14 protein-coding genes are annotated in these 16,540 nt (G+C 70.0%); 2 read left to right on the forward strand and 12 right to left on the reverse strand.

All coding sequences use genetic code 11. The features are described 5' to 3' along the window. Window positions 1-27 precede the first annotated feature (27 nt). The 4 genes from WQO_RS09635 to WQO_RS09650 are packed head-to-tail and all read right to left on the reverse strand — an operon-like array spanning window position 28 to window position 5,315. On the reverse strand, window positions 28-687 hold the full coding sequence (locus WQO_RS09635) for an O-methyltransferase (protein WP_010057511.1): 660 nt from the start codon (window positions 685-687) through the stop codon (window positions 28-30). A gap of 41 nt (window positions 688-728) precedes the next feature. Further along, the gene (locus tag WQO_RS09640) at window positions 729-1,553 is read right to left on the reverse strand and encodes an HAD family hydrolase (protein WP_010057510.1); all 825 of its coding nucleotides are present in this window, start codon (window positions 1,551-1,553) and stop codon (window positions 729-731) included. Then, window positions 1,550-4,087 (reverse strand): phosphoribosyltransferase, encoded by a 2,538-nt coding sequence (locus WQO_RS09645; RefSeq protein WP_032747777.1) that lies wholly within the window; start codon window positions 4,085-4,087, stop codon window positions 1,550-1,552. The genes WQO_RS09640 and WQO_RS09645 overlap by 4 nt, the downstream gene beginning before the upstream one ends. A gap of 10 nt (window positions 4,088-4,097) precedes the next feature. Further along, on the reverse strand, window positions 4,098-5,315 hold the full coding sequence (locus tag WQO_RS09650) for an HpcH/HpaI aldolase/citrate lyase family protein (protein ID WP_010057507.1): 1,218 nt from the start codon (window positions 5,313-5,315) through the stop codon (window positions 4,098-4,100). 221 nt (window positions 5,316-5,536) lie between these two features. Between WQO_RS09650 and WQO_RS09655 the strand changes: the two genes are divergently transcribed. Continuing rightward, window positions 5,537-6,430 (forward strand): TerD family protein, encoded by an 894-nt coding sequence (locus WQO_RS09655; protein WP_029181995.1) that lies wholly within the window; start codon window positions 5,537-5,539, stop codon window positions 6,428-6,430. 25 nt (window positions 6,431-6,455) lie between these two features. Here the strand turns inward: WQO_RS09655 and WQO_RS09660 are convergent, their stop codons facing one another. The 6 genes from WQO_RS09660 to WQO_RS09685 all read right to left on the reverse strand — a co-directional run bounded on the left by WQO_RS09660 (window position 6,456) and on the right by WQO_RS09685 (window position 11,047). Then, entirely contained in the window at window positions 6,456-7,190 is a 735-nt protein-coding gene (locus WQO_RS09660) for a TerD family protein (protein WP_010057504.1), read from the reverse strand. A gap of 167 nt (window positions 7,191-7,357) precedes the next feature. After that, window positions 7,358-8,509 (reverse strand): DUF475 domain-containing protein, encoded by a 1,152-nt coding sequence (locus tag WQO_RS09665; protein WP_010057501.1) that lies wholly within the window; start codon window positions 8,507-8,509, stop codon window positions 7,358-7,360. A gap of 74 nt (window positions 8,510-8,583) precedes the next feature. Next, window positions 8,584-9,159, reverse strand: coding sequence for a TerD family protein (locus WQO_RS09670; protein WP_010057499.1), 576 nt, complete (start codon window positions 9,157-9,159; stop codon window positions 8,584-8,586). 129 nt (window positions 9,160-9,288) lie between these two features. After that, window positions 9,289-9,864, reverse strand: a complete 576-nt coding sequence (locus tag WQO_RS09675) for a TerD family protein (protein ID WP_010057498.1) — start codon at window positions 9,862-9,864, stop codon at window positions 9,289-9,291. A gap of 138 nt (window positions 9,865-10,002) precedes the next feature. Then, a complete protein-coding gene (locus tag WQO_RS09680) occupies window positions 10,003-10,461 on the reverse strand; it encodes a peroxiredoxin (protein WP_006124187.1) in 459 nt (152 codons plus the stop codon). Window positions 10,462-10,609: 148 nt separating this feature from the next. Next, window positions 10,610-11,047 (reverse strand): DUF3052 domain-containing protein, encoded by a 438-nt coding sequence (locus WQO_RS09685; RefSeq protein ID WP_010057496.1) that lies wholly within the window; start codon window positions 11,045-11,047, stop codon window positions 10,610-10,612. A 502-nt stretch (window positions 11,048-11,549) separates the two neighbouring features. On the opposite strand from WQO_RS09685, the gene aceE reads away from it, so the two are divergent. Continuing rightward, window positions 11,550-14,282: a pyruvate dehydrogenase (acetyl-transferring), homodimeric type gene (aceE, locus tag WQO_RS09690; protein ID WP_010057494.1), complete on the forward strand. Its 2,733-nt coding sequence runs from the start codon at window positions 11,550-11,552 to the stop codon at window positions 14,280-14,282. A 62-nt stretch (window positions 14,283-14,344) separates the two neighbouring features. Here aceE and WQO_RS09695 read toward each other — a convergent pair whose 3' ends face one another. Together WQO_RS09695 and WQO_RS09700 are read right to left on the reverse strand one after the other, a co-directional pair. Continuing rightward, entirely contained in the window at window positions 14,345-14,749 is a 405-nt protein-coding gene (locus WQO_RS09695) for a peptidase inhibitor family I36 protein (RefSeq protein ID WP_029181994.1), read from the reverse strand. A 272-nt stretch (window positions 14,750-15,021) separates the two neighbouring features. Next, a complete protein-coding gene (locus tag WQO_RS09700; protein ID WP_382789370.1) occupies window positions 15,022-16,518 on the reverse strand; it encodes an MFS transporter in 1,497 nt (498 codons plus the stop codon). Window positions 16,519-16,540 lie beyond the last annotated feature (22 nt).

Here is a 16,540-nt window from a genome sequence, read left to right on the forward strand (position 1 = left end):
GGAACCCGCCCCCGCAGCGGCCCGCCACTACCTCTTGCGGGACAGCGTCAGGCCGTCCGCGACCGTCAGCAGCACGCTGTCCATCCGGGCGTCCGCGCTCACATGGTCGTTGAACTCCTTGATCGCCGCCGTCGGGCCCGTCGCCTCCGGGTCCGTCACCCCGCCGTGGAAGAGCACGTTGTCCGTGGCGATGACCCCGCCCTGCCGCATCCTGGGCACCAGCTCCTCCCAGTACGCGATGTAGCCGCCCTTGTCCGCGTCCAGGTAGGCGAAGTCGATGTGCGGCTCGGCGGGCATCGCGCGCAGGGAGTCCAGCGCGGGGGCGATCCGCAGGTCGATCCGGTCCGCGACGCCCGCCTTCTCCCAGGCCTCACGGCCGTACGCCGTCCACTCCTCCGAGATGTCACAGGCGATCAGCGTGCCGTCGGCGGGCAGCGCCTGGGCCATCGCCAGGGCGCTGAACCCGGTGAACGTGCCGACCTCCACCACATGCCGGGCGCCCACCAGCCGGACGAGGAAGGCCAGCAGCGGGGCCTGTTCCTCGGCCGACACCATGCCCGCGTGGTCGGGGAATCGTGCGTACGTGGTGTCCACCAGCTCCCGCTGGACCGGGTCCAGCGGCGGGTTGTGGGCCAGCATGTACCGGTAGAGCTCGTCGGTGATCGTGGTGTCGTTGCCCTTGGTCATGACCCCAGCCTGGCGCAACGCGCGCCCGCGCGCAGGGGAACTCACACAGCGGCGGCCGCCAGGAAGCGGCGCAGGATCTCTTCCCCCGCCGCCCCGCCCCGCTCCTCCAGGGCCACCACGTGCGGGGCCCGCCAGCCCTCGTCGGCCAGTTCGCCGTGGCCGGGGCGCCAGCCGAGGTCGGCGGCGAGCAGCAGGTCGGCGTCGAGGAGGGAGTCGCCGGCGGCGAGCGTGCGGGTGGCTCCCGTGCGGCGGGCCACCTCGTGCATCGCGGCGCTCTTGGTGAGCGGGGCCGGGACCGCGTAGATCTTGCGGCCCTGGAGGGAGACCGTCCAGCCGCGCGGGCGGGCCCAGGCCGCCAGCTCCTTCACCCACTCCTCGGGCAGCAGGGACCGTTCGACGACGAGGTAGGCGAAGAGATCCTCGGCGACCCGTTCCTTGAGCAGCCAGGCCGGGTCGGCGGTGGTGGCGAGGTGGGCGCGGATCTCGGTGAGCGGCGCGCATTCGGCCGCGATCCGGGACTGCACCCGCTGCTGCCAGTCGCGGTCGGAGACCCCGTCGACCAGGATGTGGCCGCCGTTGGCGCAGATCGCGTACCGGGGGGCGGGGCCGGGGAGATGGATGCGCCCGTACTGCTCGCGGGTGCGGGTGGTGGTCGGCACGAAGACGGTGGCGCCCGCCACCTCGGTGAGGAGCGCGGCGGCCGTCTCCGTCATGTACGAGAGGGGCTTGTGGCCGTACACCTCGACGCACAGGAGCCGGGGGGCCTCCGCGTCCGGCATGGACAGGTCGAGCGAGGCGGCCGAGTAGATCAGCGTACGGTCGAGGTCGCTCGCCACCAGCGTGGTGGCCGACGAGGTCACGCTCATGCGCCCTTCACCGCCTTGCCGTCCGCGCCCGTCGCGCCGCGCGTGTACCGGGGGTGGATCAGACCGACACAGCTGTACGGGAGGTCGTCGGCCTCCTCGACCGGGACGCCTCGTTGTTCGGCCAGCAGCCGGATGTGGGTCAGGTCCGCGCCCGCGCCGCGCTTCGCGAGGATCTTCCAGGGGACGCGGCGGAGCAGCACCCGGGTGGTCTCGCCGACGCCCGGCTTGACCAGGTTGACGTCGTGGATGCCGTACTCCTCGCTGATCCGCTCGACGGCCGCCCAGCCCTCCCAGGTCGGGGCGCGGTCGGCGGCGAGCAGTTCCTTGGCCTCGTCCTCGACCTGGCCCGCCACCTCGTCGAAGCGGGCGGCGATCGTGTCGAGGAAGCGGACCGAGACGTCGGAGCCGGCCAGCTCGCGGTAGAACTTCCCGCCGTGGAAGTCGTTCGGCCCGACCAGGTCGGCGCGGAGCACCGTACGGGAAATGAGGCCGGAGACCGTGGAGTTGAGGCAGGCCGAGGGGATGAGGAAGTCCTCGCGGGTGCCGTACGTCCGCACACAGCCGCCCGGGTCCGCGAGCACCGCGATCTCCGGGTCGAAGCCGGCGGGCCCGCCCGAGGCCTCGAACTCCTCTATCGCCGCCGCCAGTTCACGGGTGATGGCGCCCTTCCCCGTCCAGCCGTCGACGAACACCACGTCGGCCGGGTCGTGATGGGCGGTCAGCCAGCGCAGGGCGGTGGCGTCGATGCCCCGGCCCCGGACGATGGAGATGGCGTAGTGGGGCAGGTCCAGGCCGTGACGGTGCTGGGCCCAGCGCCGCATCAGCACCCCGACCGGGGTTCCGGCCCGGGCGAGCGAGACGAGGACGGGGCGGGGACCGCGTTCGGCGAGGACCGTCTCGGTGACGGTGCCGACCGCGCGGGCGATGCGCGCGGCGGAGGTCTCCAGGGCGGCGGTGAACAGTGCCTGGTACTCGGCGCTCGGCTGGTACTCCACGGGCAGCGACTCCGCGTAGTGCGCGCCGCCGCTCTGGATCGCCTCCTCGCGCTCCTCGGTGGGCGCCTCCAGCTCGGTGTCCGAGAGGTCCTGGAGCAGCCAGCCGACGTCCTCGGGCGCGTAGCTGGAGAAGTCGGGGCCTCGGAGGGGCTCGGGCAGCACGGCGGACTCCTGCGAGTGGGAGACAGGTGTGGGGGTGTACGAGGGGACGACCGCGAGGAGCACCTGGCCGGCGTGGGCCGCCAGGCGGGTCAACAGCCCTTCGGGGGCGTGCAGTTCGGGGGTGTCGGCGGTGGAGTCGACGACGGCGACCACCGCGTCGAAGCCGGCGCCGGCCACGTTGTACGCGTACCGGTCGCCGGGGCCGTCCGCCGGGGTGTCGTGGGCCGGGAAGACGAGGCGGGTGCGTATCGCGTAACCGGGGTCGTCGACGGCGAGGACGGGTGAGCGGGTCGTGGTGGAGTACCGGACCTCGGCGTCCGCGCCCAGCGTCTGCTCCAGCGCGGTGCCCAGGCGCAGCGGCGCGTACATCAGCTCCTCGAAGCCGAGGACGAGCACCCGGCCCTGGCGGGCCCGGCCGCCCAGCGCGCCCGCGATCCGCTCCGCCATGCCCGGGAGCGCCGCTTCGAGCGCCGCCCGGTGGGCCGGGGTGAAGCCGTGCCGGCCGCCGTCGGGTACGCCCGCGGGCCAGGCGAGGTCGACGCGGGTGACCGGGGCGGGAGCCGGTACAGGGGGCGGCGCGGAAGCGGAAGCCTCCCGCGCTTCCCCGGCCTCCCGCGCCTCCTCCGACTGCTCCGCCTCCTGGGCCGCGACCAGGGCCTGGCCGCGTTCCAGTACACCGTCCGGGAGCGTGACCGTGCCCGTGGAGCGGGTCACCAGGTCGACGCGGGCGCCGATCTCGGCGGCGAAGGCGGTCAGCCGGTCGCGGTCCGCCGGGGAGCGCATGTCGACCAGCGCGACGATGACGTACCGGTCGCGCGGGTGCAGTTCGTGCAGGGCGCGGATGGTGTTCAGCACCGTGTTGCCGGTGGAGAACTCGTCGTCGACCAGCACCAGGGCGGAGGCCTCCGCTCCCTGGGCCAGCAGCTCGGGGTCCTCCGGCAGCAACAGGTGCGAGGTGGCGTGCGAGTGGGCCTCCTCGAAGCCGCCCGCCTGCGCCACGCCCGCCACCGGACGCCGGGTGGAGTGCAGGTACGGGGCGTCGCGCAGGCCGTCCGCGACGGCGTGGCCGAGTCCGGTGGCCGTCTCCGCGTATCCGAGGACCACCGCACGGCGGGCCTCCTCCTCGCCGAGCAGCGCCCGGACCCGCTCACCGAGCCCGTATCCCGCCCCGTACACGACGGAGGGCCGCTGGGGCACATGCTTGCCCAGCACGTTGGAGACGAGCAGGTGCGCCCGCTTGGGGTTGCGGCGCAGGGCCAGGCCCAGCAGCTCCCGCAGGTCTCCGTCGCCTTCGAGGGCGACTCCGAGCCGCTCGGCGACCCAGTCGCCCGACCACACCACGTCCACGTTCTCTTCTCTCGTCGCGCGCTCGCTCATCGACGCGCGCTCAGTTCGTCAGGCCGGCGGCCAGCAGGTCCACGAAGCCGACGTCTTCCCTCGCCACACCGAAGACCTCGGCCCGCTGGAGCGTGCGCTCGGCCCAGGCCCGGTGCGGCTTCACTTCGTTCATCTTGTTCGTGTACGCCGAGCGCAGCACCCCGCCGCCCCCGCGCTCGGGGCTCAGGATGTCCTGCGCGTCGGTGAACTCCTCGTGACTGACCACGGACAGTGCGTGGACGGGCGCCACGTGCGACGGGTGGATACAGGTCTTGCCGAGCAGGCCGTTGGCCCGGTCGAGCTCGATCTCCCGGAGCAGTCCGTCCATGTCGTGCTCGATGAGGGCCGTGCGCAGCTCCTCGGCCCGGCCCTCCAGGAAGGGGCTGCGGCGCAGCTGGGGCTTGAACATGCGCTCCTGGCGGCGGAAGTACTCCCAGACCGGGCCGGTGATCGTGAAGCCGGTGCCGTCGGCCCGGCCGAGCACGTTGACCACGTCGGCGATCACGGAGGCGACGATATGGACGTCGTACGCCGTCATGTCGGGGGCGCGGCGCAGTCCGTAGGCCGAGCAGAAGTCGGTGACGCCGAGCCGCAGGGCGAGGACCCGGTCCCGGTACTTGTCGACGCTGCGGGCGATGCCCCGGAGGATGTCGCCGCGCGTCTCGAGATGGAGCAGCTCGGGGGATTCGAGGACGGGCATGGCGAAGAGCCGTCGGCCGCATGCCGTCTCGGCCTCGGCGAGCGCCTCCAGGAAGTGCCTGCCACGCTCTTCGGTGAATTTGGGAAGTACGAAACCGGACAACATCCGGACCGAGTCGCCGAGGCGGTGCACCAGGTCGGTGATCTGGGCGGGTTCCCGTACGCGGATGAAGAGGAGCGGGACGTCCGCGCCGGCCGTGCTCCCGGTCTCGCTCTCGTGCGGGGATCCGGCCCCCGACGCCGCGTCCCGGGCGGCGAGCGCGACGAACTGCCTGATCAGGTTGGCTTCGGCGTCGGTCACCTCGGCGTCGTCGATCGAGTCCTCCAGGCAGAGCACCATGGAGACGACACCGCGCGCGGCCTGCTTGAGCACGTCCTCGGCGAGCGACGGACGGGTGGCCGGGGAGTAGAGCGTGGCCCCCAGGGCGACGGAGAGCATCTTCGCCGGGGACTCCGCGGTGAAGGTGCTGGGCTCTCTGTGGAACAGGCCCTCGCGGGCAGCGGGCGATATGTGCCCGAAGTGACGCATGATTTTCCCCCGAACTGCCTGACCGGCCGAACAACGCATGGCCGGTAATAGTACGTACGGACGGGTGTCAACAGTTCCCCATGTACATGAACTTCCGGTTACTCGCCTCTTGTCCGACCCTCTCTCGCGGTACTGTCCCGCTCGGTCAGCGCCACCGCCGGGCGCGGCCGTGCCGCCCCCCGCGTTGTCCGCACGGGTCCCCAGCAGGCAGGATGACCGTCATGACGCACACGATGCTGAAGGGCTCGAACGTCCCTGTCGATGCCGCGGCCGTCCGGGCCGTGCTGCGCTGGACCCCGGGCACCGGGGTTCCCGACGTGGACGCCTCCGCCCTGCTCCTCGGTGCGTCCGGACGGGTGCGGTCGGACGAGGACTTCGTCTTCTACAACCAGCCCAGGCACCCCTCCGGCCTGGTCCGGCGGCTGCCGAAGCGCAGTGTCCCGGAAGGGCTGACGGACACGGTCGAGGCGGACCTCGGGGCGCTCGACGCCTCGGTGGACCAGGTCGTCATCGCGGCCTCCTCCGACGGAGCCGCCTTCGAGCAGGTTCCGGACCTGCGGATACTCCTGTTCGACGCCGCGTTCGCCGACGGCGAGCCGCTGGCGGTGTTCGATGTGCGGCCGGAGACGGGGGAAGAGACGGCGATCATCTGCGGCGAGCTGTACCGCCGCGGCGAGGGCTGGAAGTTCCGTGCGGTCGGCCAGGGCTATCCCACCGGCCTGATCGGCCTGGCCACCGCCTTCGGCATCTCGGTGGACGAGTCGGAGGGCGCGGACCGGGCGGCCGACGGGACGCAGGAGCCGGCCGCCGCGGGGCCCCTCCCGGCCGCCGTGCCGCCGCCTCCGAGCGCGCCGCCGGGGCCCGTCCCGGCCGCGGCCACCGGAACCGGGCCCGACTCCCAGGCCACCGTGCAGCATCAGCAGCCCTCCTACGGCTATCCGCCCCCGGCCGCGCCCCCCGCTGCCTCCGGGGCCCAGCAGCCGGCGTACGGCTATCCGCAGCCCGCCGCCGCGCCGCCCGCCTACGGCTACCCGCAGCCCGCGGCAGCCGCCGCGCACGCGCCCGACCCCCATTTCGCGCTGCCTCCACAAGGTCCGCAGTTCGTCCGGTCCTGAGCCGTGCCCCGGGAGCGGCCCCGGATCAGGTACGGGACTTGTAGCCGCGCCCCCATTGCATGCCGTAGCCGTACAGCCGGTCCAGCTCGGACTGGAATCCGTACACGAACTTCACCTCGCGGCGCACGATCAGCTCGTCCTTGATGTTCTCCACGGTGAACACCGCGCAGGAGCGGGCCTGCGGGGCGCGTTCGTCCAGCTCGATCTCGATACGTGGGCCGTGGCCCGGGTAGAGCGTGATCTTGGCGTGCGTACGGTCGAACGCCGGCGTCCGGTCGTAGATGTAGACGAAGAACAGCAGCCGCTTGATCTTGTCGCGCTGGTCGAGGTTGACGTAGACCGTCTCGCCCGAGGGCGCGCCGAACCGGTCGTCGCCGCTGAGCCGGACGTAGGGCGGGCCGTTGAGGTCGCCGATCAGGCTGCCCAGGGGCTGGACGACCCCCTTGGTGCCGTCCATCAGCTCGTACATGCAGCCGAGGTCCAGGTCGACGTTGACGACGCCCTGGGTGTGCGCCTGGACCACCTCGGGCTTGAAGAGCTGGAGGGGGCGCCGCAGCCTGCCGCTCTGGCGTGAGCGGCCCTCGATGTCCGAGGTCCGCATCCGCCAGGAGAGGTTGACCCGGAGGTTGCCCGAGAGGGCTCCCTGCTTGTTGAGCGAGACCGTGGCGTTCCGCTTGGACAGCACGAGGGCGCTCGACGCCGCGTTGCCCGAGTCGAACTGTGCCGCGCGCCCCGGCCACAGGCCGTCGAAGAATCCCATCCCTACCCCCACCTGTTCGCGTCGCCTGCTCGCGCCGACTGCTCGCGCTGCCTGTTCGCGCGCCCGGACATCACTGCGGGGCGGCCTCCGGGCCGGGTCCGGGAGTTCCCGGAGAGCCGTCGCCGTGTGGGCCGCCCCGCAGAGAGCGTTCCTCAATCCTTACCGGGTCACACCCCGGAGGACACTTCCGCCTTGGTGCCCGAGCCGTCGCCTCCACCGGATTCCGCGGCGAGCGCACGGTTGCGCTTGACCGAGGACCAGAAGGAGAGGGCGATCAGGATCACGCCGACCGAACCGGTGATGAGCTCGTTGATCTCGTGCTGGATGGTGATCAGCAGGATGATCGAGAGCGCGCCGATCGCGTAGTGCGCGCCGTGCTCCAGGTAGACGTAGTCGTCGAGCGTGCCCTCGCGCACCAGGTAGACGGTGAGCGAACGGACGTACATGGCGCCGATACCGAGGCCGAGGGCCATCAGCACGATCTCGTTGGTGATGGCGAAGGCGCCGATGACGCCGTCGAAGGAGAACGAGGCGTCCAGGACTTCCAGGTAGAGGAAGAGGAAGAACGCGGCCTTTCCGGCGAGGGCGACCCCGGTGACGGGCTTGCCCTTCTTCTTGGCCTCTTCCTCGGCCTCGTGCTCACGCTCCTCCTCCTCTTCGAGCTTGCCCTCGAAGAATCCGGAGAGCCCGCCGACGATCAGGTAGGTGATCAGACCGGCGATACCGGAGAGCATGACCGTCGCCGACTTGTCCACGTGCCCGCCGCCGTGCTGGTGGGCCTGGGTCGCGAAGGTCATGGCGGTGATCATCAGGATGATCAGGGCGACGCAGACCGACAGCATGTCGACCTTGCCGAGCTTGGCGAGCGGACGCTCGATCCAGCGCAGCCACTGGATGTCCCGCTCCTCGTCGAAGATGAAGTCGAGGAAGATCATCAGCAGGAACATGCCACCGAAGGCGGCGATCGACGGATGGGCGTCCGTCACCAGTTCCTTGTACTTGTCCGGATCGTTGAAGGACAGGTCGATGGCCTCGATCGGTCCGAGCTTGGCGCTCACGGCCACGATCACGACGGGGAACACCAGTCGCATACCGAAGACGGCGATGAGGATGCCGACGGTGAGGAAGATTTTCTGCCAGAAGGCATTCATCTTCTTCAGGATTCCGGCGTTGATCACCGCGTTGTCGAAGGACAGCGAGATCTCCAGGACGGACAGGATCGCGACGATGCCGAAAGCCTGCCACCCCCCGTAGAAAATCGCTGCGACCAGGCCGAGCGCGGTGACCGCGAACGACCAGCCGAAGGTTTTCAGTACCACTGGCTACCCCATCGTGTTGTAAAAGGGTCTCCCCCGGAGTGTCGGGGCCCCCCGCGCCTAGGACCTGCGCGGCATTATGAAACGTTGACGCCGAAGTCTAGAGCGATGCCCCGCAGGCCAGACGCGTACCCCTGGCCGACTGCACGGAATTTCCACTCGCCGTTGTACCGGTAGAGCTCGCCGAAGATCATCGCGGTCTCCGTCGAGGCGTCCTCGCTCAGGTCGTAGCGGGCGAGCTCCTGGCCGTCGGCCTGGTTGACGACGCGGATGAAGGCGTTGCTGACCTGGCCGAACGCCTGGCCCCGGTTGTCCGCGTCATGGATCGAGACCGGAAAGACGATCTTGTCGCAGTGGGCCGGGACCTGGTCGAGGCGCACGATGACGGACTCGTCGTCGCCGTCGCCCTCACCGGTGAGGTTGTCGCCGGTGTGCTCGACGGAGCCGTCGGGGCTCGTGAGGTTGTTGTAGAAGACGAACCACTCGTCACCGAGCACCCGGCCCGACTGGCACAGCAGGGCGCTGGCGTCGAGGTCGAAAGCGGCGCCCGTGGTGGAGCGTGCGTCCCAGCCGAGCCCGACCAGCACCTGGGTGAGGTTGGGTGCGACCTTGGAGAGGGAGACATTGCCTCCCTTGGCGAGCGTGACGCCCATGTGTGTCCTCCCCGAGTCGTGAAAAACGCTGCCGGGCGCTTTCGACGCCCGGGGTCGGGCGTCGAAAGCGCCCGGTCGGGGGCGTCCGGCGGGTCAGGACCGGCCGGACGCCCCCCTGGCGCCAGAACGTCAGACGTTGACGCCGAAGTCCTGGGCGATGCCGCGCAGGCCGGAGGCGTACCCCTGGCCGATGGCGCGGAACTTCCACTCGGCACCGTTGCGGTAGAGCTCGCCGAAGACCATCGCGGTCTCCGTCGAGGCGTCCTCGCTCAGGTCGTAGCGGGCGAGCTCGCTGTTGTCAGCCTGGTTGACCACGCGGATGTACGCGTTGCGGACCTGGCCGAAGCTCTGCTGACGGCTCTCGGCCTCGTAGATCGAGACCGGGAAGACGATCTTGTCGACGTCGGCCGGGACACCGGCGAGGTTCACCTTGATGACCTCGTCGTCGCCCTCGCCCTCACCGGTGGTGTTGTCACCGGTGTGCTCGACGGAGCCGTCGGGGCTCTTCAGGTTGTTGAAGAAGACGAAATTGCCGTCGGCGGCGACCTTGCCCTCGGCGTTCGCCAGCAGGGCGCTGGCGTCGAGGTCGAAGTCACCACCGGTGGTGGTGCGGGCGTCCCAGCCCAGACCGACGATGACCGCGGTCAGGTTGGGCGCGGCCTTGGTCAGCGAGACGTTGCCGCCCTTGCTGAGGCTGACTCCCACGAGTCCTCCAGTAGTTTTCTCAGGGGCCGGCAGACACCAGCGTCCCCGTCGTTCGTTGGCATCGGATCAACGATTGGATCCTAGTGACCGGTTCCCGGCCAAAACAGGCTTTTGACCGGGCGTCGCCAGGAGATCGTCTCAGAGCGCTTCGAGCGCCTTGACGTAATCGTTCAGGTCACGGGCGTCCGGGAGGCCGTTGACGACGCTCCAGCGGACGACACCCTCCTTGTCGATGACGAAGGTGCCGCGCACCGCGCAGCCCTTGTCCTCGTCGAAGACGCCGTACGCCCGCGAGGTCTCCCCGTGCGGCCAGAAGTCGGACAGCAGCGGGTACTCGAGGCCCTCCTGCTCGGCGAACACGCGCAGGGTGTGGATGGAGTCGTTGGAGACGGCGAGGAGCTGGGTGCCCTCGTTCTCGAAGCGGGGCAGCTCGTCGCGGAGCGCGCAGAGCTCGCCGGTGCAGACGCCGGTGAAGGCGAACGGGTAGAACACCAGCACCACGTTCTTCTCACCGCGGAACTCCGACAGCCGCACGGTCCGGCCGTGGTTGTCCTTGAGCTGGAAGTCCGGGGCCTGGCTGCCGACCTCGATCGTCATGGAACACGTATCCCTTCGCCGCTTCTCCGCTTCCCGGCTCGGGTCCGTCCGGGTGACTCCCACCCTACGCAGACCGGCTGCGGCCAGACGAAGGCCCTCACGGATGCGGATGCGCCCGTGAGGGCCTCGGGGTGGTGCGAGAAGCGGTTCAGCGCTTGGCCTTGGCCCCCTTGGGAGTGGCCAGACGGCTGCCCGTCCAGTCCTTGCCCGCGCTGATGCTCTTGGTCTGGGCGAGCCCGGCCGTCTGGGCGGCCTCATTGATGTCGCTCGGTTCGACGTAACCGTCACGGCCGGTCTTCGGCGTCATCAGCCAGACCATCCCGCCGTCCTCGATCAGACCGATGGCATCCACCAGCGCGTCCGTAAGGTCGCCGTCCTCGTCACGGAACCAGAGCAGGACGACGTCTGCGACGTCGTCGTACTCCTCGTCGACGATTTCCTGGCCGGTAGTGGCCTCAATGCCCTCACGGAGCTCCAGCTCGACGTCGTCGTCGTAGCCGATCTCCTGGACCACCTGTCCGGGCTCGAACCCCAGGCGTGCTGCCGGGTTGGTCCGCTCCTCCGCGTGGTCCGCGGTCGCGCTCACGGGATGCCTCCTGATCATGTCTTCGGAAAATGCTGCAGCCACGCGCGTGCGCGGGGCGTAGGCCGTAGTCCACACGGGCCCGGCGAATCGCGCAAGTACCCAGCGTGCGAGACCGCCTATACGGTGACGTTCCCTGCCACGTCACCGCAAGTTCCGGCATGTCTCTCCGGCGGCTTCCCGGGGGCCTGCCCCGGTCGCTCCGTCCGTTTACGTCCTTCCTCAGCTTATGCGGTTTCGCTCCGCCAATAGGAGTCGAACAGCCTTTGGGAACGCTTGGACGCCTTGGGCGTAAGGTTGCGGTTTGCCCGTACCCAGCCGTGCACCGCCCACACGCCTGCCCCGCGGACGAGTTCTCCGAACCGTGCGGTTACCGGTCGGTAGAGATGACGTTCGGGGCCTCGCGGTAGCACGATGGAGGCGGCGCGCACAGAGTTGACAGAGCTGTTCGGGGGGCACGTTCCCCGTAACAGCCCCGAGCACCACCGAACAGCGAAGGAACAGTGTGGCTTCCGGATCCGATCGCAACCCGATCATCATTGGCGGCCTTCCGAGCCAGGTCCCGGACTTTGATCCCGAGGAGACCAAGGAATGGCTCGACTCCCTCGACGCCGCCGTCGACGAGCGCGGCCGTGAGCGGGCCCGCTACCTGATGCTCCGGCTCATCGAGCGCGCGCGTGAGAAGCGCGTCGCCGTGCCGGAGATGCGCAGCACGGACTACGTGAACACGATCGCCACGAAGGACGAGCCGTTCTTCCCCGGCGACGAGGAGATCGAGCGCAAGGTCCTCAACGCGACCCGCTGGAACGCCGCCGTGATGGTCTCGCGGGCCCAGCGTCCCGGGATCGGCGTCGGCGGCCACATCGCCACCTTCGCCTCCTCCGCCTCGCTGTACGACGTGGGCTTCAACCACTTCTTCCGGGGCAAGGACCAGGGCGACGGCGGCGACCAGATCTTCTTCCAGGGGCACGCGTCCCCGGGGATCTACGCCCGCGCGTTCCTGCTGGACCGGCTGAGCGAGGCGCAGCTCGACGCCTTCCGCCAGGAGAAGTCGAAGGCCCCGAACGGTCTGTCCAGCTACCCGCACCCGCGGCTCATGCCGGACTTCTGGGAGTTCCCGACCGTCTCGATGGGCCTCGGCCCGCTCGGCGCGATCTACCAGGCGCGGATGAACCGCTACATGGAGGCGCGCGGCATCGCCGACACGTCCAAGTCGCACGTCTGGGCCTATCTGGGCGACGGCGAGATGGACGAGCCGGAGTCGCTGGGCCAGCTGTCCATCGCGGCCCGTGAGGGCCTGGACAACCTGACCTTCGTCGTCAACTGCAACCTCCAGCGGCTCGACGGCCCGGTGCGCGGCAACGGCAAGATCATCCAGGAGCTGGAGTCGCAGTTCCGGGGCGCCGGCTGGAACGTCATCAAGCTGGTCTGGGACCGTTCCTGGGACCCGCTGCTGGCGCAGGACCGCACGGGCATCCTGGTCAACAAGCTGAACACCACGCCGGACGGCCAGTTCCAGACGTACGCGACCGAGACCGGTGCGTACATCCGCGAGCACTTCTTCGGCGACGACCCGCGGCTGCGGGACATGGTCAAGGACATGACCGACCAGCAGATCCTGCACCTGGGCCGCGGCGGTCACGACCACCGCAAGGTCTACGCGGCCTACGCGGCGGCCAAGGCGCACAAGGGCCAGCCGACGGTCATCCTGGCGCAGACGGTCAAGGGCTGGACGCTGGGGCCGAACTTCGAGGGCCGCAACGCGACCCACCAGATGAAGAAGCTCACGGTCGAGGACCTCAAGCGCTTCCGGGACCGCCTGCACATCCCGATCACGGACAAGCAGCTGGACGAGGGCTACCCGCCCTACTACCACCCGGGCCGCGACTCGGAGGAGATCCAGTACATGCACGACCGCCGGCAGGGTCTGGGCGGTTACGTCCCGACCCGGGTGGTCCGGGCGAAGCCACTGCCGCAGCCCGCGGACAAGACGTACGCGGCCGCGAAGAAGGGTTCGGGTTCGCAGTCGATCGCCACCACCATGGCGTTCGTCCGCATCCTGAAGGACCTCATGCGGGACAAGGAGATCGGCAAGCGGTTCGTGCTGATCGCCCCCGACGAGTACCGCACCTTCGGCATGGATGCGTTCTTCCCGAGTGCGAAGATCTACAACCCGTTGGGTCAGCAGTACGAGGCGGTCGACCGGGAGCTGCTGCTCGCGTACAAGGAGTCCCCGACGGGCCAGATGCTGCACGACGGCATCTCCGAGGCGGGCTGCACGGCCTCGCTGATCGCGGCCGGTTCGGCGTACGCCACGCACGGCGAGCCGCTGATCCCGGTGTACGTCTTCTACTCGATGTTCGGGTTCCAGCGGACCGGCGACCAGTTCTGGCAGATGGCCGACCAGCTCTCGCGCGGCTTCGTGCTGGGCGCGACCGCCGGCCGCACCACGCTGACCGGTGAGGGCCTCCAGCACGCGGACGGCCACTCGCAGCTGCTCGCCTCGACGAACCCGGGCTGTGTCGCGTACGACCCGGCCTTCGGGTTCGAGATCGCGCACATCATGCAGGACGGGCTCCGCCGGATGTACGGCGAGGCGAACGAGGACGTCTTCTATTACCTCACCGTCTACAACGAGCCGATCCAGCACCCGGCCGAGCCGGAGAACGTGGACGTCGAGGGCATTCTCAAGGGCATCCACCGCTTCTCCACCGGCGAGAAGGGCGAGATCCCGGCTCAGATCATGGCGTCGGGCGTGGCGGTCCCCTGGGCCCTGGAGGCGCAGAAGATCCTCGCGGACGAGTGGAACGTCAAGGCGGACGTCTGGTCGGCGACCTCCTGGAACGAGCTGCGCCGCGACGCGGTGGACGTGGAGCGCCACAACCTCCTGCACCCGGAGGAGGAGCAGCGCGTCCCGTACGTGACCAAGAAGCTCGAAGGGGCCCAGGGTCCGTTCGTGGCGGTCTCGGACTGGATGCGTTCGGTGCCGGACCAGATCGCGCGCTGGGTGCCGGGCGCGTACCAGTCGCTGGGCGCGGACGGCTTCGGCTTCGCGGACACCCGGGGTGCGGCCCGCCGGTTCTTCCACATCGACGCGCAGTCGATCGTGCTGGCGGTGCTGACCGAGCTGGCCAAGGAGGGCAAGGTCGACCGGTCGGCCCTGAAGAAGGCCGTCGACCGCTACGAGCTCCTGGACGTGGCCGCGGCCGATCCGGGCGCGGCGGGCGGCGACGCGTAGGCAGGAACGGCCGGGAGGGGCGGTGGCGCTGGGGCGCCGCCGCCCCTCCCGCGTGTCCGGGCTCAGTTCTCCCAGATCTTGAAGGCGCGCACCTGGTACGGGGACCGGGGCGTCCAGGTGCCCCCGCCCGGGTACGTCTCGAACTCCCCGGTCTCCGCGCACTCGGCGGACTGGTAGGTGGTGACGGGCCGCCCGGTGCGGTTGGCGAGGGACTGGGCGTCGCCGCCCTTCGGCAGCGGGACACAGCTCTCGATGTCGGTGTCGGAGAGCTCGAAGGTGTGGCGGGCCCCGGTGAAGTCGGGCTTCTTCCAGAGGCAGAGCCTGCCCGCCTCACAGGCGCCGAGAGCGACGCCCGGGGACCGCTCGGGGGCAGCGGCCGCCCGGTCGTGGGCCAGGGCCTGGGGAACGAGTGCGGTGACGGCCAGGGCGGCCGCGAGAACGGCTGTACGCGTCAGGTTCGTGCGCATCGGATTCGTCCGCGTTGGATTCGTGCCCGTGATGTTCGTGCGCGAGGCGTTCGTACCCGTGACGTTCGTGTGCGTGGCGTTCGTGCGCATGGCGGATCAACCCCCGTGGTTGGTCGGTGATGTGCTTCCGCCGCTCACTCTGTGTCACCGGGCCGGCGGTGCGGAAGAGGGGCCGGGGTGCTCCACCCTGATAGGCGACAGCCCCGCCGAAAGGATTCGGCGGGGCTGTGACCTGCACTGTGTTGACGATCCGCGTCGTCGTGCGGGGCGCGTCAGATGTGACCGACCCCGGCACCCGCCTCGGCGTTCTCGCCGCGCTTGGTGAGGGTGGCGACGAGGGCGGCGACGACCGCGACACTGCCCGCGACGGTGAAGGCCAGGCCCATGCCGGACATGAAGGTGTCGTGGATGACCCCGCCGATGCGCTCGACGACGTCCGGCGTCATGCCGGGAGCCTTGGAGAGGGCGTCGACCGGGACCATGCCGAACTCGGCGGCCTCCTCCAGCTTCGGGTCGGGTGCACCGGGCAGGCCCGCGCCCGCCCAGTTGTCCGCGAACTCGGCGCTGACCTTGGAGGACATGACCGCGCCGAGGACGGCGGTGCCGAGCGCGCCGCCGACCTGCATGGCGGCCTGCTGGAGACCGCCGGCCACACCGGACAGCTCCATGGGCGCGTTGCCGACGATGACCTCGGTGGCGCCGACCATGACCGGGGCCAGACCGCAGCCGAGCAGGGCGAACCAGAGGGACATCGCGAAGGTGCCGGTGGACTCGCTGAGCGTGGTCATGCCGAACATCGCGGTGGCCGTGCAGACCATGCCGCCGACCAGCGGGACCCGCGGGCCGAACTTGGTGATCAGCAGGCCGGCGACCGGCGAGGCGACGATCATCATGGCGGTCAGCGGCAGCAGGTGCAGACCGCTGTCGACCGGGCTGAGGCCGTGGACGCCCTGGAGGAAGAACGTCACGAAGAAGAGGCCGCCCATGAAGGCGAAGGCCATCAGCGTCATGAGCACGACGCCGGCCGTCAACGGGATGGAGCGGAACATCCCCAGCGGGACGAGGGGCTCACGGACCCTGGTCTCCCAGAGGCCGAAGATGATGAAGAGCGCGATGGCGGAGGCGAGCCAGGCCCAGGTCCGCCCGTCGCCCCAGCCCCAGGACTCACCGGCCTTGATGATGCCCCAGATGAGGGCGAACATCGCGCCCGAGAGCAGCACGATGCCGGGGATGTCGAAGGAGCGCGGCGCGTTCGCGGCGCGGTGGTCCTTGAGGATCACCAGGCCGAAGGCGAGTGCCACGATGCCGACCGGCACGTTGATGAAGAAGACCGACTGCCAGCTGACGTGCTCGACGAGCAGACCGCCGACGATCGGGCCGCCCGCGGTGGAGGCTCCGATCACCATGCCCCAGATGCCGATCGCCATGTTCAGCTTCTCGGCGGGGAACGTGGCGCGCAGCAGGCCGAGCGCGGCCGGCATCAGCAGGGCACCGAAGAGGCCCTGGAGCACCCGGAAGAGAACGACGAGGCCGATCTCCTTGGAGAAGCCGATGGCGGCGGACGAGGCGGCGAAGCCGGCGATGCCGATGAGGAAGGTCTGCCGGTGGCCGAAGCGGTCGCCCAGCTTGCCCGCGGTGATGAGAGCCACCGCGAGGGCGAGCAGGTAGCCGTTGGTGATCCACTGGACGTCGGCGAGCGTGGCGCCGAGGTCCTTCTGGATGGCGGGGTTCGCGATGGCGACGATGGTGCCGTCGAGGGCGACCATCATCACGCCGATGGCGACGGCGAAG

Origin of the sequence: Streptomyces globisporus C-1027 (genome assembly GCF_000261345.2) — a bacterium.
GTDB lineage: Bacteria > Actinomycetota > Actinomycetes > Streptomycetales > Streptomycetaceae > Streptomyces > Streptomyces pakalii.